This window comes from Microbulbifer sp. ABE4_465 (assembly GCF_056160765.1).
In genome coordinates this window covers 294,592-318,297 of the sequence record NZ_JBSWXV010000001.1, presented here as the reverse complement: position 1 = coordinate 318,297, position 23,706 = coordinate 294,592, and the positions used below count along the sequence as shown (strand labels likewise).

At 54.6% G+C, this 23,706-nt stretch carries 14 protein-coding genes; 3 read left to right on the top strand and 11 right to left on the bottom strand.

Features of this window, described 5'->3' with window-relative positions:
- Positions 1-263: 263 nt before the first annotated feature.
- The 9 genes from ACXAG1_RS01295 to ACXAG1_RS01255 all read right to left on the bottom strand — a co-directional run bounded on the left by ACXAG1_RS01295 (position 264) and on the right by ACXAG1_RS01255 (position 16,009).
- Entirely contained in the window at positions 264-1,043 is a 780-nt protein-coding gene (locus ACXAG1_RS01295) for a glucose 1-dehydrogenase (protein ID WP_475118700.1), read from the bottom strand.
- A 29-nt stretch (positions 1,044-1,072) separates the two neighbouring features.
- A complete protein-coding gene (locus tag ACXAG1_RS01290; protein ID WP_475118699.1) occupies positions 1,073-2,701 on the bottom strand; it encodes a sugar porter family MFS transporter in 1,629 nt (542 codons plus the stop codon).
- Between the two features lie 90 nt (positions 2,702-2,791).
- Positions 2,792-3,679 carry an SMP-30/gluconolactonase/LRE family protein gene (locus ACXAG1_RS01285; protein WP_475118698.1) on the bottom strand — a complete coding sequence of 296 codons (888 nt, stop codon included), beginning with the start codon at positions 3,677-3,679 and terminating at the stop codon, positions 2,792-2,794.
- Between the two features lie 14 nt (positions 3,680-3,693).
- On the bottom strand, positions 3,694-4,857 hold the full coding sequence (locus ACXAG1_RS01280; protein WP_475118697.1) for a mandelate racemase/muconate lactonizing enzyme family protein: 1,164 nt from the start codon (positions 4,855-4,857) through the stop codon (positions 3,694-3,696).
- A 58-nt stretch (positions 4,858-4,915) separates the two neighbouring features.
- Complete coding sequence (locus ACXAG1_RS01275) at positions 4,916-5,623, bottom strand: hypothetical protein (RefSeq protein WP_475118696.1); 708 nt, start codon at positions 5,621-5,623, stop codon at positions 4,916-4,918.
- Between the two features lie 92 nt (positions 5,624-5,715).
- On the bottom strand, positions 5,716-7,527 hold the full coding sequence (locus tag ACXAG1_RS01270) for an Ig-like domain-containing protein (protein WP_475118695.1): 1,812 nt from the start codon (positions 7,525-7,527) through the stop codon (positions 5,716-5,718).
- Between the two features lie 83 nt (positions 7,528-7,610).
- Positions 7,611-11,288: a TonB-dependent receptor domain-containing protein gene (locus tag ACXAG1_RS01265; RefSeq protein ID WP_475118694.1), complete on the bottom strand. Its 3,678-nt coding sequence runs from the start codon at positions 11,286-11,288 to the stop codon at positions 7,611-7,613.
- A gap of 611 nt (positions 11,289-11,899) precedes the next feature.
- Positions 11,900-13,336: a sulfatase gene (locus ACXAG1_RS01260; RefSeq protein WP_475118693.1), complete on the bottom strand. Its 1,437-nt coding sequence runs from the start codon at positions 13,334-13,336 to the stop codon at positions 11,900-11,902.
- 108 nt (positions 13,337-13,444) lie between these two features.
- Positions 13,445-16,009 (bottom strand): TonB-dependent receptor, encoded by a 2,565-nt coding sequence (locus ACXAG1_RS01255; RefSeq protein ID WP_475118692.1) that lies wholly within the window; start codon positions 16,007-16,009, stop codon positions 13,445-13,447.
- Between the two features lie 399 nt (positions 16,010-16,408).
- Between ACXAG1_RS01255 and ACXAG1_RS01250 the strand changes: the two genes are divergently transcribed.
- The 3 genes from ACXAG1_RS01250 (at position 16,409) to ACXAG1_RS01240 (ending at position 21,032) form a co-directional block, all read left to right on the top strand.
- Positions 16,409-18,364 carry an Ig-like domain-containing protein gene (locus ACXAG1_RS01250; RefSeq protein ID WP_475118691.1) on the top strand — a complete coding sequence of 652 codons (1,956 nt, stop codon included), beginning with the start codon at positions 16,409-16,411 and terminating at the stop codon, positions 18,362-18,364.
- A 129-nt stretch (positions 18,365-18,493) separates the two neighbouring features.
- Positions 18,494-19,525 (top strand): aldose epimerase family protein, encoded by a 1,032-nt coding sequence (locus ACXAG1_RS01245; RefSeq protein ID WP_475118690.1) that lies wholly within the window; start codon positions 18,494-18,496, stop codon positions 19,523-19,525.
- Between the two features lie 52 nt (positions 19,526-19,577).
- A complete protein-coding gene (locus ACXAG1_RS01240) occupies positions 19,578-21,032 on the top strand; it encodes a sulfatase-like hydrolase/transferase (RefSeq protein WP_475118689.1) in 1,455 nt (484 codons plus the stop codon).
- Positions 21,033-21,101: 69 nt separating this feature from the next.
- Here ACXAG1_RS01240 and ACXAG1_RS01235 read toward each other — a convergent pair whose 3' ends face one another.
- Positions 21,102-22,559 carry a sulfatase family protein gene (locus ACXAG1_RS01235; RefSeq protein WP_475118688.1) on the bottom strand — a complete coding sequence of 486 codons (1,458 nt, stop codon included), beginning with the start codon at positions 22,557-22,559 and terminating at the stop codon, positions 21,102-21,104.
- Positions 22,560-22,646: 87 nt separating this feature from the next.
- A complete protein-coding gene (locus ACXAG1_RS01230) occupies positions 22,647-23,702 on the bottom strand; it encodes an SMP-30/gluconolactonase/LRE family protein (protein WP_475118687.1) in 1,056 nt (351 codons plus the stop codon).
- Between the last annotated feature and the right edge of the window lie 4 nt (positions 23,703-23,706).

Sequence of the window (23,706 nt, the reverse complement as noted above, 5' to 3'; positions counted from 1 at the left end):
TTGATTCATTCCAGTTGCAAACAATTTAAACATATGATGTTTACACTAACAATACGTTTATGACTTTTATCGGCCAACTATGCGAGATTGGTCAGACAGGTCGGGGACAGGGATAAGCGGTAAGGTAAGCGGAGCGGAAATCACTGAAGGAGCCGGCCAAAAAAAAGCCGGCACCCGTGAAGGTGCCGGCAAGACAACACTTTGAACGCAACTCGCATCATCAAAGTGAGGGAGAATGTGGTGAGATGAAAACCACATTCACCCTAGTCGTGGTAGAGCACCGAGCGCCCACCGTCGACAACAAGACTGTGCCCAGTCATGAAACTTGAATCGCTGCTGGCCAGGAACAACGCGGGACGTGCGATTTCCTCGACGCTGGCATTGCGGCGCAGCGGGTGTACATCGCCAATGGCCTTGCGCGCTGCGGCTGGATCTTCGGTCTGCTCCCAGGCCTTGAAGGCGTTGGGGGTTTCCACCATGCCGGGGCACAGGGCATTTACTCGTATGTTATCTGGCCCAAATTCCACCGCGAGGTTTCGCGTTAAACCAATCACGGCATGCTTGGTTACGCCGTAAGGGAAGCTGTCGGGCACAACTTTAAAGGAATGCACTGAACCAACATTAATGATGCTGCCACCACCGGCGGCTTTCATCATCGGTAGTACCGCACGGCAGCAGTGCCACATGCCGTCCACGTTGACGGCAAAATTGCGTTGCCACTGCTCGCGAGAAACATCCAGCACGCTCTTCCCCATGGGAGTGAGGGCGGCGTTATTGACCAGAATATTCGGCGCGCCGAGCTGCTCGCAGGTAGCCTGCACCATGGCATTCACCGAATCTTCATCGGCGATATCGGTCTCGGTGAAAATGGCTTGCTGCCCTGCCGCTTTCAGTTCTTCTACCAGCGCCAGGCCGCGCTCGACATCCACATCCGCGACACAGACTTTGGCACCCTCACGGGCAAACAACTGGGCGATTGCACTGCCGATGCCATCCGCGGCACCGGTGACAATGGCGACCTGATTCTGCAAACGATTTGTCATGTTACTTCTCCAACCGACTCCCTTGGGAATCAGGTTGCCAACTCTGCTTTGCCGCCACTTTCCGGGCGCACCAGATCTTTTTCAATCTGCTCGATGGACTTGTTTTTGGTCTCCGGCAGGATCATCAGCATGACCAGCATGCCCACGAAGGCGATCACTCCGTAATTCAGGAAGGTATTCGCTGCACCCAGGTGCTCCAGCTGCCAGGGGAAGAACTGCTGAATCAGGTAGCTGGAAATACTCTGCACCAGTGCCGCGAACGGCAGGGCCACACTGCGTACCCGATTGGAGAAGACTTCCGAGAAAATCACCCACATCACCGGACCGATGGACATATTGAACGCAGCCAGGAAAGCGAAGATACCGAACAGAACAAAGCCCGCACTGATTTCAATCGTCGAGTTGATGATCGGGCCACTCACCAGCGGCACATCCTTTTTCGAATAGACTGCGGCGATGTCGTTTTTCAGTGCAACATCATTCTCGTAAGTCTTGCCGATATAGGGAGCCAGCGGCGCTGCGTCGATCTGCTGCGCTTCCAGGGCCACAATTGCATTGTCATCCAGGGTATAGCGGGCGGATTCGAATCCGTACCAGGTGGAAGCGTGGGCAACCACGATCAATGCCAGGCCGGCAAGGGTCAACACACGGCGACCAAGCTTCTCCACGGTGGTGATGGCCACCAACGTGAATACAACGGCAACCAGACCCAGCACGATAGTCTGCATAAAGCTGTCTTCCACGCTCATGCCCACCTGCTCGAATACGGTCGGCGCATAGAACAGCACTGCATTCATGCCGGTCGCACCCTGCACCACTGCGTAGCAAACCGCGATCAGCACTACCAAACGCATGGGTTTGCTGAACAGGGTTTTGAGCTGGTCGAGGGTACTGTTTTTACGCTCCTCATCGATACTGCCGCGCACCTCAGCCACCAGGCTGCCAACCTGTGCTTCCGGTGCAACACGGGCGAACACTTCGCGGGCTTCCTGCTCGCGCCCCTGGGTCACCAGCCAGCGCGGCGATTCGGGAATGGTCAGCAACAGGGAGATCCAGATAATGTTCGGGATGAGTTCAAAGCCCAACATCAACCGCCACACGTTTTCATTGTGGACCCAGCTGATATCCGACATGGATTTAACGAGGAAGTAATTGACGATAAACGCCAGCAGGCTACCTAGGGTAATCAACAACTGATTGACCGAGACAAACTTGCCGCGTTTGTCTGCCGGCGCCACTTCGCCGATATACATGGCCGAAACCGTGATTGAGGCAAAGGCGACACCACCAATAAAACGGCCGAGGACCAACATGTTGTAGTCCACGGCGAAGGCCGAAACAAGAGTCGAGAGAGAGTAGGTTCCTGCAATGGCAAGCAGAACCTTCTTGCGGCCAAAACGCTCACACAGGGTACCGGTGAAAAACAGCGCAATAATCACACCGACAATGGCGCAACCCACCAGGGTGCCCACCTGCATACTGCTCAACTCAAACTGGGAGCTGACAAAGCGTACGGCCCCGGAAATATTGGCAGCATCCAGACCAAACACAAAGCCGCCAAAGGCGGCAATCAGTGCATATTTGGTGACATTACTGGCGGCACTATTGTTATTCATTGTTGGTACCTTGTTGAATTCTTCATCGCTAATTGCCGACACTTTGCTGTGCCTTTGGCAACGTATAAGACCTATTTAAACATATGATGTTTAGGCTGGCAACGTATTAGCCCGAGATCATCCGCTAACCCCTTACAGAATGACGGCGGGCTCCGCCTGCCCTTTCACTGCATTGCGATACACCAGGGTCACACCATTGGCCACCGGGGCATCGGGCGCATCCTCAAGTCCTACCGCTGCGGTAGTCACATAGAGATCGGTAAAGTCCCGCCCGCCAAAGGCCGGGCAGGTGGTGCGGATAATCGGTGCCTTCAGGGCTCCCAGTTCGACACCGTCCGGGCTGTAGCACTGGGTACGCTCTCCATCCCAGAGGGAGGTCCACATATTCCCCTGAGAATCTGCCACTGCACCGTCGGGAATCAGCGCGCCATCGGTCAGGTCCAGGTGCACTTGGCGTGACGATTCCGGCCAGCCTGTTTGCGCACCCAGCGACACTCTGTAGACGGTGTTCGCCGCGGAATCCGCGTAATACGCCTTTCGACGCTCACGATCAAAACAGAGACCGTTGGGGACCGTGAGGCCTGTATCGAGCCTGCGCAGCTCACCGCGATACCAGCGGTAAAGATTACCCGCGCCCTCTTCACCGTTTTTCCCCATGGTGCCAATCCAGAATCCGCCCCAGGGATCAGCGCGACCGTCGTTGCTGCGGTTACCCGGAAGCTCCGGCTCCAGCGCACGCAGCAGAGTCTTCTCTCCAGATTCCACGTTGAACAGGTTGAGCCCGCTTTCGCAGGCCACCAGCAATTGCTCGGCATCAATCCAGCCAATCGCCGAGGGCATTTCCCCCAGGTCCCAGGCCAGCTCGACACCGGCTTCGGTTTTCGCCATCAGGCGACAATTGAGCAGGTCCACCCAGTAAAGGGTCTGGCGCTGCGGATGCCACAACGGCCCCTCACCCAACTGGCAGGGGCGCCCATCGAAGACTTCCGCGGTAACATCGGTAAAAGGCGTTTCAGACATAGTGCTCATCTTGCTTACCAGTTGGTCACCGAGCCATCGGCCCTGCGCAGGTGTGGCGCCTCTGCGGCGACCGGTGGCGACTGTCGGAAGGCCTCTTCATTGACCTCCACACCAAGCCCCGGGGTATCCGGCAATACGAATGCGGTGCCGTCGAGTTTGTGCTGCACCGGGAAGAGTGCCGGGTCGTGAAAACCGAAGGTGCAGAATGGCCCTTGATGGGTCTCCATCAGGGCAAAATTGGGCAGTGCTGCGGCAAAGTGATTGGAGGCAGCGGTGCATACCGGACCCAGCGGGTTGTGCGGCATCACATCGATATAGTGTGCCTCGGCCATGGCCGCGGCTTTCATCGCCTCGGTAAATCCACCGATATTGCACACGTCCACCCGCAGGTACTGGGTGAGGCCTTTTTCCACAAAGGGCATCGCCGCCCACTTGGAGCTGAACTCCTCGCCAATGGCAAATGGCACCGTGGTCAGGGTGCGCAGAGTAGCGTAAGCGTCCGGCGATTCATTGCGGATAGGTTCTTCAAGAAAATCCAGAGTGCCCGGGGCCATGCGCTGACAGAAAGACGCCGCCTCGGCCACGCTCAGGCGATGGTGGTAATCGATACCCAGGGTGATATCCGGACCGATGATTTTGCGCAACTCGGTAAGACAGCGAGCGGTGCGTGCAATGGAATCCTGCGGATCGAAAAATTTCGGATCATCGAAACCGGCGGGAATCACCCGAATGGTGGTCCAGCCGAGTTCGATCAGTGCGGTGACTTCTTTTACCAACTCGTCCAGGCGGTCTGGATCCGCTTCCGTATAACAGCAGGCAAAGCAGGGAATATTGTCCCGCTGCTTACCGCCCAGCAACTGATATACAGGCACCTGTAGCGCTTTGCCAGCGATATCGTGCAGCGCAATATCGATCGCGGACATGGCCGCGGTCAGCACCCTGCCCCCTTCAAAATACTGGCTGCGGTAGATTTCCTGCCAGATACTGCCAATCTGGCGCGGGTCACGGCCACGCAGGAATTCGGCGAAGTGCGCCACGGCACCCATCACCGCCTGCTCCCGGTTTGAAAGCCCGGATTCCCCCCAGCCCACCAGGCCGCATTCAGTAACGACTTTGACCAGCAGTTGATTGCGGGTGCCTACGGCACCCAATAATGTTTCAACGGATTCAATTTTCAACAGAAACTACTCACATCAGGAAAAATTACTAACCAATTCAGCGCCCAGGGCAACAGCGTCACCCGCCATACACGGTAAAATGAAAAACAGCCTCATCACCAACGGCACTCTCTCCGTCCTCGGCCAGCAGTAGGACTTTCCAGGTGAACCTGCCTGCCCCGACTTTGCCGAATAAATCATCAATTGGCAAAGAAAAGTCGCCAGACTCAGTTACCGGGTATTGGATATTGGAAATGACATCCCCGTCCCCATTCAGCAAATCAAGATTCAAAAGTTTTGGGGCGTTGACTCGATAGCTAACACCCAGCACTTCCTTACCAGTGCTGACGCGACGGGGCCAGCGAACCTCAGAAATCGCTTCCGTTGAAATATGCTCATTCCAGGAACTTTCAGTCAGAACAGACGTAACGGCGTTAAGCTCATTACCCACTCGATGATTCCAGTTTTGATCGCGCGGCGTTACGTACACAACAACCCGATACTTTCCCGGTTCGACACCCTTCGTATCAAAATTTACGTGATACTTGCCGCTAGCCGTAACCCTTGCCGTTTTTTCCTTTAATTTCTTCCAGCTGCCAAAGTGCTGCAACACAAAATAGACATCCCGGGTCTTGGCCACTTTCAGATCAACATCCACCCGCAGTGGCTGATCGCCACCTATAACATCCGGAACATCGAGACTGTTAATAAAATCGTCCGAATCAGCAGAAGCAACGCATGAAAATGCAGAGACCAGCAACAGAAATAAAACTAAAAAATGTTTCATAGCAAGATTACCTATTTCAACAAGTGAAAAAAATAGCCGCCGCGAAATTCACGGCAGCTATTGTTAGGTCAGGATACCAATCCCACGTTATGTTATTGCTCCATGACAGCAATATCATCAAACAGAATTTGATCGCCTGCAGTTAACCCGGTTGCATAGATGAAGGGCATAACCGTTGTATTCGCCGTTCCATCAATCGCCCAGGTGGTAGGGATCGTATAGGTAGAAGAATCATCGCTTTCATCTTCTGTATGGTTACGGTTTACCAGGTTAACAAGTTGCCAGGCGGTGGTCGGCGCCAGCTCCGCTGCAAAGTCAGAGCCGGTTTTTTCCGCATTCGGGAAGCTACCTGCAGCCTTGTTATCCAGAGAGTTACGGCTGTCATGCCAGGGCGCGAGATTGAAGTGGACCTTCACACCTTCGCGCGGCTGCTCAAGCTTCACCCACATGGAAACACCAAACTCCACACCGTGGCCGCGGGGGCCTACGCCATAGTAGGAGCCCCACATATCGAAGGCAGCGTCACCATTGGTCCAGTTGGTTTTGACAACACCGGCGATGGTATTGTCTTCCTCTGCGGTCACACGCAGGGAACTACCGAAAATGGGATCTCCCACAGCCTGGTCGAAAGCCCCTGATATGTACTTGTTGTACCCATTGCCCGGAAAACTGTGCTCGAAGGTGTGATCCCAGTTCGAGGCATTACCGGCATTATTGGCTTTCAGGCAGGCCTTGTTGGGCACAACACTTACCGCAACAGACAGCGAATCGATATCCTCTTTTGCTGCAGTGGTTTCACCGGATTCGTAGGCAACGGAAATCGCCTCAGCATCCTGTGCGACATTGCTAGCCGGGCTCTTATCGCCATCGCCAACTTGAAGGATCGCCCACTCGCCATTTTCAGTATCTGCATCTGGAACCAGATCAAGCAATGTGAGAAGACTCTCTTCTTCCGTGTTCCAGCTATATTGATAGACGCCATTCAACATCTCGCCAAGCGTCGGTTCTGACTCCACATGCAAGCCACCATAGGTACACGCAGCAATCTCTTTCACCAATGCATCACGAGGGCCTTCGGCATTGGTAACACCGATGCGGAAATCGGAATCGACGGCCACCGTAACGGTAGAAGAAACATTGCTGTCCGGATTCCAGACAGTAAGCTCCGCTTCACCTACGCCCACCCCCGTAACGGTACCTGCCTCGTCCACAGTTGCCACAGATTCGTCGTTCACCTCGTAACGCAATTCCTGGTCACATACGGCTTGAGGAGAAAAGCTGGCAGAGGCATTAACGGATTCGCCCAGTCGAACAGACAGATTCTGAACATCAATCTCTTCAATCTCGGCTTTCACACCATTGATCGTAAGATTCAGGGTTCTGGTTACCGGATCACCGCCATTGATGACGTTGTAGGTAAGGGTGTAGGTGTGAACGGGGCGCGGCCAGGGGTTGACACTTTCACCCGGCGTAAACTCAGAGCATGAGATCAGTCTTTCATCGAATCCGTTCAGATCTACGACCATTTGATTACCGTCGAGGAAAAACGGCGTTACCTGCTTGCCATCCTCCACGATAGTCGGCACGGGAAGACCGTACATAGGCTGATCGTTATTCTCGGCATCTGGATCCCAGGTGATGGTGTCCTGGGCGAAGCTTACCTGGCTCACACCAACTCCACTTTGCCCGGAAAGCGGATCGCCACCAGCGGTGGCGCCCTGAAGAAGATCAATCACGATTACGCCCTGATCTTCATCAACCACAATATTCAGCGCATCTTCACTAAATACGATCGGTTGATCGCCATCACCGACAAAGTCCTGACCTTTATCGACTTTACAGCCCGCCATCAGAGCAACAACCGGCGCAATAAGGGCTACACTTTTCAGAATTCTAGGTTTCATATTTTCTCTCCATTTCAACCTCTTTCTCTGTACACGACAGAGAAAGAGGTTGAAATCAACATTAGATTTATTATTTGGATTGCTTAGAAGTTCATTCTCGCGCCCAAGCGGAATACTCGACCGAAGTGCCACTCGTTAATGGTACGACTTGTGTTTACGTCGCCTGTAACCGCATCGCCTTCATCCCAATAACTTCCATCTGCCAATAGCATGTCCCGAGCAGTAACAAAGGTTCGGCGACCTTCATCACCCAGGTTCGTGGCCTGGAAAGTAATAGACAAGTTGTCGTTGACGTAGTAGCTGGAGCTGAAGTCCAGGCGGTTGTAGCCTTCCTGCCAGATGGAGGTACCGGTTTGACCATGATCCACGGCCTGAACGCCAACATAGCTGTTGGCAAGCCGCAGGCTTAGGCGATCGTCTTCCCAGAAAACCGTAAGGTTTCCGGAGTGTCGCGGTGTATCCACAAGGGATTTCGACGCAATGACGCGACCGGTGGTCTGGATAACAACTTCGTCCTGCTGTGAATCCTGGAAGGTATAGTTTGCCTGAACACCCAGGTTGGACCAGATTCCAGGAAGGAAGTCGTACATTTGCGTGTAGCCCAGCTCCAGACCGGTAATGGAAGCACCGTCACCGTTCTGGACCTGCTGAATTCGCGCAGAGCGACACTCGATTTGCATGTACTGGGTTTGCCAACCAGCGATATGCCGGCGCGGCAAACAGGTTTCCCCTCCCGCAGCACCTTCTCCAGGAACACCGACCGGATCAATCAGGAGATTGGCATCTTCCAGTTCGTAATCTCCTCGAGCATCCTTAATGAAATAGGGCGTTTCGACCCTTGTCTCAAAGTTGCTCATATCTTTGTGGAAAACAGTGGCAGACAAGTTGTTGCCCTCGCCCCAATACCATTCCAACGATAGATCCAGGTTGATCGATTCCAGGTTTTGCAGTTGGGTATTACCAGCCGTCCCAGTGGCGTGTTCGTTCCAGTTGTTTTCGTTGACCTGCAGGCTGGGGTTCAAGTTATCAAATTGCGGGCGCGTCATGGTCTTGGATGCCGCAAAACGACCAATCAGCTCTTCATTGATCTGATAACTCAGGTTCATACTCGGCAGAAGCACATCAAAGAAGCCTTTATCAGAGATTTCCGATGCGCGGATATAGTTCTGTTGAGTATTCAGGCTGTCATCGCTATTTGAACGGTAGATATTGGTACTTCTATCCAACCAGCGCTCCATGCCCCCATTATTATTGAAGTACCAATGACTTTGCGTATTGGTCGTGAAAGAGCCATTGCCATTTGGATTATCGAAATTCCCGCCGTTGAACTCGGCCATGGCCGCATTGAAGCCTTCAATACCACCTTTGATGGTCCCATCATCGTTGTATTCAATGTTTACGATACGGTTGAAGTCCTTACCGTCCTCGTGAACCCACTCGCCATTCTCCGTATCGTACGGCAGGGAATCTGGCTTAGTGACGTCATACGCGTAGTTCAAACGCCAGGAGAAACAGTTCCGGTCCACGCCATCCTGGCCGGAATTTTGTGGCTCATAACGATGATCGCCATCTTGCGGGCCACCGGTCCAATCAGGCTCCTGACAGACCGGGTTTTTATCGTTAAATAAACCGCGCTGAGCCAGGTCATACAGGTCGATCACGTGGGGGTTCGGGTAATACTGCATACCCGCATAGCCTCGCGCGTTGGTTTCATCCTCGGCGTAACGGAGACCAATATTACCGCGCAGGCGGCCATCCATCGCTTCAAAGCTGGATTTGATGTAGGCAGCGAAGGTATCGGTATCGATATTCCGGGTACCGCGATTGTCAATATCAACCCGGATGGAACCCGGCTTCCTTCCGAGCAAGGCCTCAAACGCCTTATCGTGATCGATCATCGGCCAGCCATTAAACACGGGGTTGGACTGATCAATACCCAGTTTTTCACCAAAGTTCTTATACAGGAACGCTTCCGATGCGCTCATATCCACCAGGCGGACGGAAGAAAGTCCGTCGTAGGCATAGTCGGTGCCGTCGCCATCTCTAAAGGTGGACCCCAGGCCGATGGTGGTATTTTGTGTGTGAACGTCTTTTACGCGATTCGCATATTTTGCACCGAACTCAACCGTGGTAAGCCCGAATCGATCAACATCCCAGTCAAAATCAACAAATACCGAGGTATTGGTATCCGTCTGGTAGTTATCGCGAATGTTGGTATTACCCAGGTGGTTGGCGTAGAGGTCAGTCGGGTTAAACCGCCCGGTTGCCGCTACGACATTACCGGTAACCGGATTAAAAATCGCATTGGTCGTGCCATTATAGAAAGTGCATACACCCGTCGAACAGTCATACCCCGTAGGTTCGCTCAAATCGGGGTCATTGTTTTCAACCGCCCCAACACCGATAGTTCCCCAGGTCTCCGTCCCCATATTGACGAAGTCATCGGTGTTGTCATCGGTCCTTGAATAGCCGGCAGTAATGTTCATGGTCAGCGAGTCGGTAAGCTGCTGATCCAGCTTCAAAGAAGAAACCATTGTTTCGGAAATGGTGTCGCCTTGAGAACGGTTCATCCAGCCGCTGCGCCCAACACCGCGCATGGATTCGAGTGTGCTGTTATCGGTGTTTACCAGCGCCCAATCCGTTTGATCTATCGCTTGCGCCGCCTGGGCCCCCATGTTGTAGCGCATGGAGTTGTAATCAGTGGTTACCGTTTGCTTAGTATAGGACGTATCCAGGCGGATATCCGTGTAATCGGAAGGCTGGAACTGGATGCCAAAGTTGCCGGTCTGACGCTTGCGCTCGTTGCGGCTCAATGCCAGGTGTATTGAGTCGCGTCTAAGCACCTGTACAGGATCAGCAAACGCAACCTCTGTATCCGGATCAAATCCTTCGGGGAGGCTACCGTCTTCGTTCAGATAGCGAATGGCCTTGCCAGTTGCTTTATCAATTGCGTGGAAGCCGTTTGAACCAAGCCCTGACACTCCGGCATCTACAACCGTCGCCATGGAATCACCCCAGTCATGGGTCATGCGATCTTCACGATAAATCTGGTTATCTTCCGATACCGTGAATACCACGCCGAGCTTGTCGTCGAAAAACTGATCGAGATAGCTCGCGTTATATCGATAGTCATCTTCACCGGAATATTCGTTGAAACGACTCTGCATCGAACCATTCAACACGCGCTCATTACGACTCAAGGGCGCAACGGTTTCCAGAATAACCGTACCGCCGAGTGACCCTTCGTCCTGGTCAGCGGTAGCTGTTTTGATGACGCGAATGGCAGAGAGAATGTCAGATGAGAAAGCGCTGAGGTCGACACTCTGGTTGGCTTCCGCGGTATCCGCGGTATCACCGGCACCCAGCGAACCAAGGCCACTGGTCAGCGCGACGCCGTTCATTTGAATCTGGTTTTGATGAGAGGCGGTACCACGGATTGAAATTCTCGCGCCTTCACCACCCTCCTCGGTCACGCTGACACCGGTAATACGGTTCAGGGCATCGGCAATATTCTGGTCTGTAGATTTACCGATATCTTCGGCAAAAATAGAGTCGGAAACTTCGTCCGAGAGACGCTTCGCATCGACTGCACGCTCTACGGTTTGTCTGAACCCGGTAACCGCAACCTCTTCCAGGCTCTCACTTTGCTCCGCTGGCTCTTTAGGCTCTTTAGATTCCTCTTCCTGAGCAAAAACCGGCACTGCAAACATGACCCCCACGATCGCAACCGAGAGCGCATGTGGCTTAAACCTATTTTTCATTTGATCTCTCCACCGTAACTATTGTTGTTGTACTAATCGCTAACGCTGACACCCTGCATACCGCTCACAGGCTCCCCAACGCACCTGATTGACGCACCACGCTGCTTTGCAATTGCACTTGCGGAAAAACTGAGATCGATCGCTTGTCGCCCCGGTAGTGATATCGACGTTCACTCCAGGGGTGGCTTACACAGCCAGGAAACCCACTGACTATTTGCGTGCTACACCTTATAGTTTTTCTAAATGCCTATTTAAGCGGCGTGTGTTGCCAGTCTGGGATCAGGCGTACTTATTGTTGATTCATCCACTTCCGAGAGCGGCACCACGACCCCATGCGATCTATTCAAACATATGATGTTTGTGCGGGCAATACGTCACACGCAACATTTTTCAATGTTTTACGCATTCTTTAGCTATACGGGAGTTGCGAAATTCATCGGAAAATTGCCGCACTGGTCGCGGGCGACAGTACCCCAACCCACTTTGACCAGAGAGCTCTATAGGTAGGATGTTACTTAGGTGGGGCCTTGAGACATGGCCGCCAAGGGATGGCGGCCACTGGTCGTCATTGCGGGAGCACCAGGCACCCGCAATGCAAAAAGGGAGGCTTATCAGGCGTCAGGCTGCTTGGGCACCCGGTACTGATCCATGCGGTCAATGTCGTATTTCTCGTACTGACGCTTGAGCAACCACAGCGGACGCTCCAGGGTAAGCTCCCACTCGAACAGCTCTTTGAACATACTGCGCACGCGCTCGGGCTGGGCGGATGCCAGATCGTTCTGCTCGCCGATATCTTCCGCCAGGTTGTACAGCTCGGCCGGGCGGTCGGGGAATCGGATCAGCTTCCAGTCGCCATCGCGAATCACCGCGCGAGACTCTTTTTTCCAGAACATTTTCTGGTGCGGACGCTCTTTGTTCTGGCCGGTGAGATACGGAGTCAGATTTACGCCATCCAACTGGGACTCGTATTCGCTACCGCCCGCAGCCTCATAAAAAGTCGGCAATAGATCGAGGGTAGAAACCGGATATTCGTAATCCACTCCAGCGGGCAGCTTGGCGGGCCAGCGCATTATAAATGGCACGCGCAAACCACCTTCCAGGTGATTGGACTTGGTACCCGCCAGAGGATAGTTGCTGGAACCGTTTTTGTCCGAGGGACCGCCATTGTCATTGGTGAACACGACGATGGTGTTATCCGAGAGGCCCAGCTCTTCCAGCTTGTCCATTACGCGGCCGGTGGCACGGTCCATGGCGAGTGTCATTGCCGCCAGCTCGCGGCGCTTTCCGGAGAGCTGCGGGAACTGTTGCATGTCTTCTTCCAGCGCCTCCATCGGTGTGTGCACTGCGTTGAACGCCAGGTAAATAAAGAAGGGGCTGTCCTGGTTCTGCTCGATAAACTGTGCCGCTTCATCGGCCAGCACGTCGGTCAGGTAGCCGTCATGCTCTTCATAGTGACCGAAGCCACGCTCCAGTTTTTTATCGAATGCGGCCACCACGTTGTCCAGAGGATTCTCACCATCGTATTTAAAATAGCTGCGGTCGCCACCGCGGAATCCGTAGAATTCGTCAAAGCCGCGCTTGGTGGGGTGAAAGCGATCGGCGTCTCCGAGGTGCCACTTACCGTAGACCGCCGTTTTGTAGCCGCGATCTTTCAGGTAGTCCGCCATGGTTTTCTGATCCAGCGGCAGGCCCATTTCGGCACCCTTAATACCGGAGTTTTCACTCATAAATCCCGGCACGTTGATTTCTTCGTAACCGAAGCGCTGCTGGTATTTACCCGTCATCAGGCCCGCGCGGGAGGGGCCACAGGTGGCATCAGACACATAGCCCTGTGTGAATCGCACACCGCCTTCGGCAATTTCGTCCAGGCGTGGTGTTTTCATCACCGGGCTGCCCTGAAAACCAAAGTCTTCAAAGCCCGCATCATCGGCAAACAACAGCACGATGTTCGGGGCGCGCTCGCTTTTTACAGGTGCCGCCTTCTTGGCATCTGCGCAGGCCGCAGGTGCAAGCACTACAGCCATCAACAGCATCAGGATTTTTTTCATTGCATCACCGAAAATAAACTAAAAAAGCCCCTGAACGCCGCCCGAGTAAATTCTGGGGTTACTCGGGCGGGTACCAGGGGCACACTACATATCAAACGACCTGTGAGATCAGAACATGTACGTTACGCTGGCACCGAAGTAGCGAGAGTAATCGCGCGGGTAAAACAGTGCCTGGTTGCCCCATTGATCGGCAAACTTGAAGGTGTTGTAGCTTTCGTCCATCACGTTTTTCACGAACAGATTGCCACGCAGCTTGTCGTTACCGATACCGATGTAGAGATCCAGCACATCGTAATCTGCGTTCGGCTCAATTTCTTGAGCAATCATGTTCGCAGACGGAGAGAAGTCACCTTCGTAACGCCATACAGTGCGCACGTTTGCATCCCAGCCGGTGCTGCCAATCTCGCGATTGTAGTTCAGGGTCAGCAGTGCCTGCTCCTGCGCATTGTTCTCAACCGGCAGACCGGTTTGATCAAACACGTTGCGACCACCAACAACGCTACAACGATCCGCCAGGGTGCCGCCCGGGCAGTTCACTGGGGTATCGGCGAAGTCCTCATAGGTCGCTTCGTAATTGGCATAGCTAGCGATCACCTTCAGATCGGAAGTCAGCTTGTACACCGCATCCGCTTCGATACCGGTGGAGCGTACTTCGTCCGCATTCACGTAGCCGGCAAAGTAGGTGTTAGACGCTTCGTCCACCAGGCGCTGAGCGCGAACCTGGTAGTCTTCCACGGCCATATCGAAGTAGGTCAGGTTGAATTGCAGTTTGTCGTCCAGCAGGCGTGAACGCACGCCCACCTCAAAGTTGGTGGACTGTTCCGGACGGGTCGGGAAGTACTCTGCATCCGCCGGGTTGGTGTTGCTGGTTACAAAGTAAGATGGGCCTTTGTAGCCAGTGGAGTAGTTCACGTAAGCGCGAATATTGTCCGTGAAGTCGTAACCCAGTACTGCCTTGTAGATAAAGTCAGTATTGGAGTCGGAGAACTTCGCACCTTCCGGATCGTTACGGATCAGAGATGGGTCAGACTTGGACATCGCCAGCACTTCATCGAAGGTTTCCATGCCGGTGCCGTCGGTGGGCGGACGCAGCCACAGCGCGTCGAAGGAGGCGGAACCTTTCTCGTGCAGGGCACGGAAGCCCAGGGTCGCATCCAGGCGATCGGTAATCTGGTATTCCAGCTGACCGAACAGCGCGGTATTGGTGAAGTCTGCGGTGAAGTCACCGGCGGACAGGTTGCGATCGGCAACCAGCAGGGAGCGGTCCTGCGTACCGGTTTCGTTGTAATGGTTGATGAAGGCCAATGCAGAGGCATTGCTTACACAACCAGTCATCACCCCATCTTCAATCACACCACGGGAGCTGGCACCACCGCCGCCTACACAGCCGTCGGTAATTTCAGAGCGCTGGCCGGCAGTATCGTGGAAGAAGGCACCCAGTACCCAGTTGAAGGTTTCGTTGTCAAAATCACTGATGCGCAATTCTTGCTGAATCACCTCAACGGACTCGTTACCACCGAAGTGTTCGCGGTGTACCGGGAACTTGAAGGTAAAGAAGCCGGAGCTGTTGTTCAGCTCGAAGTCGCGGTAGCTAGCCAGATAGGTCAGGGACATGCCGTTGGAAAGATCGTAATTGACCTCCGCAGATAGGCCGGCGTTTTCAACGGAGCCGTAGTTGGATTCCGGGTTGCGCGCGGTGACCGGCTCACCGAAGTCGTTGTAGCCCGGCTCAGAATCGATTTCGTTATATGCGGAAGCAGTCACAACGCCATCTTCGATACGGACGATCGGTTTGGGACCAAACTGCGGGTTGGCCTCTTCTTTGACCATGGCACAGCAGTTGGTATCGCGCTCGGAGTAATCCAGGCGCACCAGCGCGCTCAGATTGTCGTCATTGTCGAACAGCAGCTGGGTACGGATACCTTTCTTTTCTTCTGCGCCCACATCTTCAGCGCCAGGGTATTCGTTGCGGATCCAGCCGTCCTGCTCACCGTGCTGAACGTTGATGCGCGCAGCCCAGTTATCGTTGATCGGCAGGTTGACCGCACTGCTCACCTGACGGCCGTTGTATTCGGTCATTTCTACTTTGGCGTTACCGTAGAATTCGCCAATTTGCGGGCGCTTGGTCACATAGTGGATAACACCGGTCGAGGTGTTCTGGCCGAACAGAGTACCTTGGGGGCCACGCAGCGCCTCAACGCGCTCCACGTCGGCAATGGCCAGATTCATCATGGACTGGCGCGGCAGCACTTCGCCATCAACCACAATCAAGTTGGACGACTGCAGGCCAATGGAATTAGTAAAAGTACCAATACCGCGGGTTTTCAGGGTGGTAGTGCGGATCTCGTTGTTGTCGTCAACACCGAAGCCCGGCAGGTATTTCACGATATCAAAGCCAGTATCTGCACCCAGCTCCTCAATCAGGTCTCCGGAGAGAACCTCCATGGATACCGGGACATCCTGAACAGACTGTTCACGCTTCTGGGCGGTCACAACCACTTCTTCCAGGGCGCTGGTCTCATCGAATTTTTTCTTGCTCTCCGCCTCTTGGGCGATGGCGACATTGAAAAGCGTGGCTACGGAGCAGCAACCAAGCAGCAGCAAGCTGTGCATGGATTTTTGACTCTGGTTTTTCACGTCTTCCCTCTCATTTTTATACTGGATTATTTTCATCGCGCTTCCGCCTTCACCGGAGCCCGCTGTGCCGCCAGCTTCCGGGTCGGGCGAGTACCTATAAAGCGCACTACGCCCCATACATATGGACGAATGAATGGTTAGACACCTCAATGCTACCTGAGATCTAGGTCAAAAAGCATCCACAACCTATTCATGCCACGCATTCAAACATATGATGTTTACAAAGGCAACACGTTCCGCCTCCAGATACCATCCGCTCATCTCTGTAGACCGACTGGGAACCAACTCGCAATTCCAGCAGGTACAGGCGTCACCCCGGTAGCGACAGCTTGAACCCCCAATACATCATATGTTTATATTAATTTGATCTTGAGAGAAAGGAATGACTCTGCATTCGAGACACAACAATAAATCGACTAGCGAAGAGAACCCCCTATGAAAACCACCCCCTTACTGGCCGCGCTATTGCTCGCCAGTACAGCCGCTGTGCAGGCACAGGACGTCCGCCCACAGGGCGCCGTCGAAGGCGAGATACGCTGGCAGGAGCTCGGCAACCGTACCGACGACTTCAACGGCAACAGCCTGGACACCAGCAAATGGATCAACGACCCCAACGACCTGGTGATCGGTGCCTGGACCTTTGATAGCAACAACGCCTATGTGGCCGACGGCAAGCTGAATATTGCGGTCACCCAGGAAACCCACACCCGCCCCTTCCGCGATGTCTGCCAGGGCGGTGCCACGGTACAGCGCGAGCTCTACTACAAATCCGGTGCGGTGAAGTCCACCAATGACGGTGTCTACGGTTACTACGAAGCCAGCCTGAAGGGGGTCAAGGTATTCCCGGGGCTGAGCCCGGCGTTCTGGCTGTACAGCGATGGCCACCCCTACCCCGACCGCAATGTGCCCGGCAGTGTGGATTACAGTGAGATTGATATTGTCGAGCTGCAGCAGGCGGACTGGTACGGCCCAGGCCCGAACGACGCCGACCCGATCAACGTAATGGACCACAACCTACACGCGCGTATCGTGGGGGAAAATGGGAACACCTACTGGCGCCGCCCCAAGCCCTACCCGGAAGCACAGTTGCTAAAATTTGATGCTCCCTTCGACCCTTCTGAAGACTTCCACACCTACGCGGTGGAAAACCGCCGGGACGTCATCCGCTGGTACGTAGACGGCGAGCTGATTGGCGAGAAGCCAAACCTGTTCTGGCACCGCCCAATGCACGTGATCTTTTCCATGGGCCTACGCCGTCAGTTCATTTACTTCAATAGCGCCTGTAACCGTGCGGACCCGAATCCCAATACGGTCACATCCGAAGGCTTCCCGGAAGATGCCACCATGCAGGTGGACTACGTGAAAACCTGGGAAGTACTGCCATCAATTTGGGTAGACGATAAGAGCAAGTACCTCACCACCAACTACAACAACAGCGGCACGCTGGACGTAGTGGTGAACTACCACGGCGGTAGCAACCACCATGTGGCGGGCGGTCAGTACAACGGCATTACCGTCAACCTGGTAGAAAAAAATGCGGATGGCTTTGTGAAAATCGCCGCGAGCGCTAACGATGCGTCAGTCACGACGGAAGAAAAACGCTACGGTGGCCAGACCACTCTCAGCCTGAATTTGAGCGGGGTTACCCCGGTTGAGCACCTGCCAGAAGGACATTACTACGCGCTGGCACCGGTATTCCGTTCTTCAAACGGCAGTGATGTCTTCCAGCTGGGCGGTCTTCAGCCGGTAAATATTGTCGGCAATGACGTGCCGGTTGCAGTAACTGGAGTCTCCGTCTCAACCGGAGATACAGAGCTGGAAGTCGGTGAAAACACGCAGCTTACCGCCACCGTCTATCCCGCCAATGCCGCCAATAAAGAGGTCAGCTGGCGATCCAGTAACACCAGTGTGGCCAGCATCAATCAGCAAGGCCTTGCACAAACCCACTCCGCCGGCAGTGCCACCATTACCGTGACCACGGACGATGGCGGACATCAAGCTACCGCCAATCTTTCGGTCAACGCTGCCAGCGGCAGCTCGTCTGGCGGTTCTTCCAGTAGTAGCTCCTCCAGCAGCTCGTCTGGTGGCAGCTCCTCCAGTAGCTCAAGCGGTGGCGAAACCTGCGACGGCGGCTGGGTTGCGGTTACCGGTGTCAGCGTATATCCAAGCTCCGGCACCATCGCAAAGGGCCAGTCCGTTTCACTCAATCCCGTCGTAACGCCGACCTGTGCATCGAACAAGAGTGTGGTGTTCTCGACCAGCGACCCTCTCGTCGCAACGGTAAATTCCTCCGGGGTCGTGGTCGGCAAGAAAGCCGGTTCAGCAACCATTACCGTCAAGACCAAAAACAAGGGGAAAACAGCCACTTATTCGGTCACTGTCACCCAGTAAGTTGCAATCCCTTCAATCACCAATATTCTCATTGGTGACCGAAAATGGCAGCCAACAGGCTGCCATTTTTTTGCACGACACCTCGAAAAGTGCAATTCTGATTTATTGTTTGATTCACCTGTGAAACCCATGGCAACCCCCACAGCAACCATTGAACACCTGAATGGCGAAAACTTTTCAGTATTTCGACTTAAAAACCGGTTTCTATCCCTGGACATCGCCCCAGACCTGGGTGGCAAAATTATCAGTCTGCGCTCCAGCCGGGCGCTGCAGACCGAATGGCTGTGGAAAAGTGAACGAGCTCCTTATCAGCCCGCGCAGCTGGACCACAGCTACACACGCCAGCACGATACCGGGGGCATCGACGAATGCTTCCCCAGCGTGGATGCCTGCGAACTGCCAGCGAACGCAGGCGACCGGGCCGGTCACCCCCTGCCCGACCACGGCGAACTCTACGGCCGCCCGTGGACACATCAAGAGAGTGCCGTGAATAGCGATGGCACCGCAACACTGACACTCAGACAACTGTGCCAGACACTACCGGTAACTTTCGAGCGCCGCCTGCTGCTCGCCCCGGACAGCGGTACACTCCGGTTCGAATACCGTGTCGAAAACCTGAGTGACAGCCCGGTTCCATTCAGTTGGTGTATGCACCCAGCGCTTGCCATCACTCCTGGTATGCAACTGCGCTTGCCGGATAACCACCATTTGCACTGTTCCTACGCCAGCGACAATGCCCCACTAACCACCGGCGAGCAGTTCCGCTGGCCACTAACCCCGAACGGTACCGATATGTCGATCATTCCAGACCCGGATACCGATAGCGGATACGCTACTAAGTTACTTTCCTATCAGGACCTGTTCGACTGCACCAGCGGCAATTCGCCGGCCATAGTCGGACTGGAAAACCCGGCAACCGGTGAGGCGCTGCATTTTGTGTTGCCACCGTCGGAAGTGCCCCATGTCGCCCTGTGGCTCAATTACCGAGGCTGGGCCGGGGATGGCGGTGCGCCCTATTTCAATCTGGTACTGGAACCAGCGATTGGCAATGCCGACAGCCTGCGGGAACTTCTGGACAGGGGGACGGCGCCGGCGATTCCACCCCACTCTACCCACAACTGGTCCTTCGAGATTCAAATGACCACGCCACCTCTTTGTTAACAATATACAAATAACGGTACACTACCCCGATCATTCAGCATTGGGGTTTTCCATGTCTTTCCACAACCATACTGGTGGCTGGCGCCGCTTATTCGCCACACTGCGCGTCCTTTCCGTGTTCGTCGCGCTGATCCTGGTTTCCGCCACGGCGCAGGCCGCACAAAAGCCCAATATCATCCTGATTCTGGCAGACGACGCGGGCTACGCGGATTTCAGTTTCCAGGGCAGCGAGGTATTCCAGACACCGAATATTGACCGTATCGCGGAGAATGGTGCCCGCTTTGAACAGGCCTACGTCAGCGCGGCGGTTTGTGGCCCGTCTCGCGCGGGATTGGTTACTGGTAAATACCAGCAGCGGTTTGGCTATGAAGAAAACAATGTGCCCGGATATATGAGTGCCAGCGGCACAACCGGGGACGATATGGGGTTACCGCTGGCTGAGAAAACTATCGCGGATCACCTGAAGCCACTGGGCTACCGCAGCACCATTCTGGGCAAATGGCACCTGGGCAATGCGGACCGCTATCACCCAATGAACCGGGGCTTCGATGAATTCTACGGCTTTCGCGGCGGTGCCCGCTCCTACTTTCCTTTTACTGAAAGCAATCCGAACCACCGCCGGGAAGATTTTCTCGAGCGCGACTTTGGCGCCTACGGGGAAACACCAAAGTACTTTACTGACGCACTTGCCGATGAAGCGGTAGCCTTTGTAACCCGCAACAAAAACAATCCTTTCTTCCTGTACCTCTCCTTCACTGCCGTACACGCCCCCATGGACGCCCTGCCAGAAGACCTGGCAGCTTTTCCACAACTGAGCGGCAATCGCCAGAAGGTAGCGGCCATGACCCGCGCACTGGACCGTGGCGTGGGCAAACTACTGGATGCGCTGGACTCATACGGACTGACCGACAACACATTGATTGTCTTCACTAACGACAACGGCGGGCCCACGGACCAGAATGCATCCAACAATTTTCCACTGAGCGGCACCAAGGCCACACACCTGGAGGGTGGTATCCGCGTTCCATTTGTGATGCAGTGGCCCGGGCAAATTCCAGCAAAGCATACCTTTCCGGCCCCCATTAGCCTGCTGGATCTGTTACCGACATTCTACGCCGCCGCCGGTGGCCAGACTTCCACACTCGAGGGTATCGATGGTGTAAACCTGCTGCCCTTCGTCAGTGGCGAGGCAAGCGGAAAACCGCACCAATCGCTCTACTGGAAGAAGGAGAACCGCGCGGCAATTCGCGATGGTGACTGGAAGCTACTGCGCTTCCCCGATCGCCCTGCCGAACTGTATAACCTGGGGAAAGACGTTCGAGAACTCAACAACCTTGCTGGAGCACACCCGGACATAGTTGCTGCGCTGTACCGCAAGCTTTTCCAGTGGGAACTGCAACTGGAACGCCCCAGATGGCAGCTCAAACGCGAATATGAAGGACACGCCATGCAGCGGATGGACGAATACCGCAAGGCGAAAGTCCCTGAATCCGCTACTCAACAGTAATTGACAAAATGAATGTAAAAAAGCGGCGCTCAAAAAAAGCGCCGCTTTTTGTCGAGGTTTATTCCCGGATTATTGCACCACAATTGGCTCGCGTTCACGCGCCTGCTTTACACGCTCCTCATACAGCGCCTTGTAAAACGCCTGCCGACTCTTCTGGTACTCGGAGGCCTGTTGCAGCACGTTCTGTTGATTGCCAGCATTCCACTGATTCCACAACTCTGCCAGTTCTGCCTGACGCTGCGGAAATTGATCCACCCGATTTATCTGCTCATAGGGATCATTCCGCATATCAAAGTAGCTGCGCCCTACACCCGGCAGCGTCTGGTGCATATATTTCGCATCTTCCGTACGCACCGCCCAGGTATTCCCATCACCTTCCTCAAGGTGCCAGAACAATGCCTGGTGGGGTGAACCCTCTGCAGCACCGGTCAGGTAAGGTATCAGGTTCACGCCATCCAGTGGCTTTTCGGGTGCCGGAGTCTCCCCCAGAGCCATTGCAGTGGCGGCAATGTCCAGAGAGGAAACCAGCCCGGAAAATCGACCGGGCTCAAGTCTTTCCGGCCAGTGCAGAATAAATGGGACGTGAATGCCACCTTCCGTCAGGCTGACCTTGCCGCGACGAAAGGGCGTGTTATCCGCCCAATCACTATCGGGCATCCAGTATTCCGGGTAGACCCCACCGTTATCCGACAGGAAAAAGATCAGGGTATTGTCAAATTTTCCGGATGCCTTAAGCGCGTCCATCACCATGCCGATGCCAGCGTCCATCTCATCGATCATCGCCGCGTAAATACGGCGTTCCGGATCCTCAATATTCCGGTATTTTTCGATGGTCTCTTCCGGCGCCTCCAGCGGTGAGTGCGGCGCATTGTATGACAGGAACAGGAAGAAAGGATCTGTACTTTCCCGCACAAACTCGGCGGCATCGCGACTCAGGGCCGTGGTCAGGTATTCGTTCAGCTCACCGGCGCCACCATTGCGCACCAGTGGCAGGTAGCCACCTTCGTTGGCCATATAATCGTTGACACCATCCACTGTTTCCAGAGAAATCTTGTTGGAAACCCCCTCCGGAAAATACGTGTGGCCGCCAGAAAGAAACCCGTAAAAGTGGTCGAAGCCGCGATTGTTCGGATGAAACGGAGGTGCCGCACCGAGGTGCCACTTACCAACCAGCCCGGTGTAGTACCCGGCTTCCTGCAGGCTTTTGGCAAAGGTCTTCTCGCTGACGGGCAGCCCCATATAGTTGTCAAAAGGCGAATAGGTACTGTTGTTTTCCATCCCGAAACGCGCCTGGTGGCGACCGGTCAACAGACCGGCACGAGAGGGACCACAATAGGGGTGACTGACGTAGCCATTCTCGATTACCACCCCTTCACTCGCCAGCTGATCAAGATTCGGGGTCTTGATGTCTTTGGCTCCGGTAAAACCGGTATCCGCATAACCAAGATCATCGGCAAGTATCAACAGAATATTGGGTTTGTTTGCCCCGTCGCCGCCAGATCGCTCCTGGCTTGGAAACTTTTCCATCGCACTTGCCACCGTCTTTACGGATAGAAGTGCAACGGCGAGTACTATCGGAATCAATTTCATGATTTATGCACGCTCATTGCTCTCTTAAATAATTACCGCGGGTTCAGGCTGCCCCTTCACCGCATTGCGGTACACCAGGGTTACCCCGTTGGCGACCTTTGCACCGGGTTCATCCTCCAGTCCGACCGCGGCGGTGGTCACGTACAGATCGGTAAAATCATCGCCGCCGAATGCCGGACAGGTGGTGCGAATTATTGGGGCGCTGAGTGCGGAAGTGGCCTTGCCGTCAGGGGTGAAACACTGGGTACGCGCACCATCCCAAAGGGAGGACCACATATTGCCCTGTCCGTCCATCACCGCACCGTCGGGGATCAGGCCTTCGTCGCTCAGATCCAGAAACACTTCTCGCTCGCCGGCGAGCCATCCGTCCTCTGTGCTCAGTGGTACACGATAAATCACGCCTTTGGCGGAGTCGGCGTAGTAACCGAGATTGCGCGCGCGATCAAAACAGATCCCGTTCGGCACCGTCATACCGCTGTCCAGTTGCCGCAGCTCACCCTTGTACCAGCGGTACAGGTTGCCCTGGTCCGGCTCCCCTTCCTTGCCCATGGTGCCAATCCAGAAACCACCCCAGGGGTCGGCGCGGCCATCGTTACTGCGGTTGCCGGGAAGATCCGGTTCGAGTTCGCACAGCACCGATTTATCGCCGCTTTCCAGGTTCATCAGGTTGAGCCCGCTTTCACAGGCAACCAGAAGACGGTCCCGATCAATCCAGCCAATGGCCGAGGGCATTTCATCAAATTCCCAGACTTGCTCGCCATCGGCACCCTTGCCAAGCACCCGCTTGTTCAGCAGGTCCACCCAGTACAGATTTTTGCGCTCAGGGTGCCACAGGGGACCTTCACCCAGGCTGCAGATACGCTGGTCGAAAACTTCCGCCTCATTGCTTCCGGCAGAATTCTGTGAATGCTCACTCACGCTCACTTCCTCGCGATTCGTTTTGTCGTTCAATGTAGCGGTTGCCCGACTGTTCGTTAACAGCGATCTGGCCACGGCGCTTGATGACAGTGCGCCGAGTGCGCTGGAAAGGATGCCCAGCACCAGTTTGCGACGAGTCAACCCACCTGTGATGTTTTTCAAGTTA

Coding starts and splice junctions, on each gene's coding strand:
- ACXAG1_RS01250 (WP_475118691.1), top strand. CDS start 16,409: ATGAAAACCACCCCCTTACTGGCCGCGCTATTGCTCGCCAGTACAGCC.
- ACXAG1_RS01285 (WP_475118698.1), bottom strand. CDS start 3,679: ATGTCTGAAACGCCTTTTACCGATGTTACCGCGGAAGTCTTCGATGGG.
- ACXAG1_RS01245 (WP_475118690.1), top strand. CDS start 18,494: ATGGCAACCCCCACAGCAACCATTGAACACCTGAATGGCGAAAACTTT.
- ACXAG1_RS01255 (WP_475118692.1), bottom strand. CDS start 16,009: ATGAAAATAATCCAGTATAAAAATGAGAGGGAAGACGTGAAAAACCAG.
- ACXAG1_RS01275 (WP_475118696.1), bottom strand. CDS start 5,623: ATGAAACATTTTTTAGTTTTATTTCTGTTGCTGGTCTCTGCATTTTCA.
- ACXAG1_RS01260 (WP_475118693.1), bottom strand. CDS start 13,336: ATGAAAAAAATCCTGATGCTGTTGATGGCTGTAGTGCTTGCACCTGCG.
- ACXAG1_RS01240 (WP_475118689.1), top strand. CDS start 19,578: ATGTCTTTCCACAACCATACTGGTGGCTGGCGCCGCTTATTCGCCACA.
- ACXAG1_RS01265 (WP_475118694.1), bottom strand. CDS start 11,288: ATGAAAAATAGGTTTAAGCCACATGCGCTCTCGGTTGCGATCGTGGGG.
- ACXAG1_RS01295 (WP_475118700.1), bottom strand. CDS start 1,043: ATGACAAATCGTTTGCAGAATCAGGTCGCCATTGTCACCGGTGCCGCG.
- ACXAG1_RS01235 (WP_475118688.1), bottom strand. CDS start 22,559: ATGGAAAAGTTTCCAAGCCAGGAGCGATCTGGCGGCGACGGGGCAAAC.
- ACXAG1_RS01270 (WP_475118695.1), bottom strand. CDS start 7,527: ATGAAACCTAGAATTCTGAAAAGTGTAGCCCTTATTGCGCCGGTTGTT.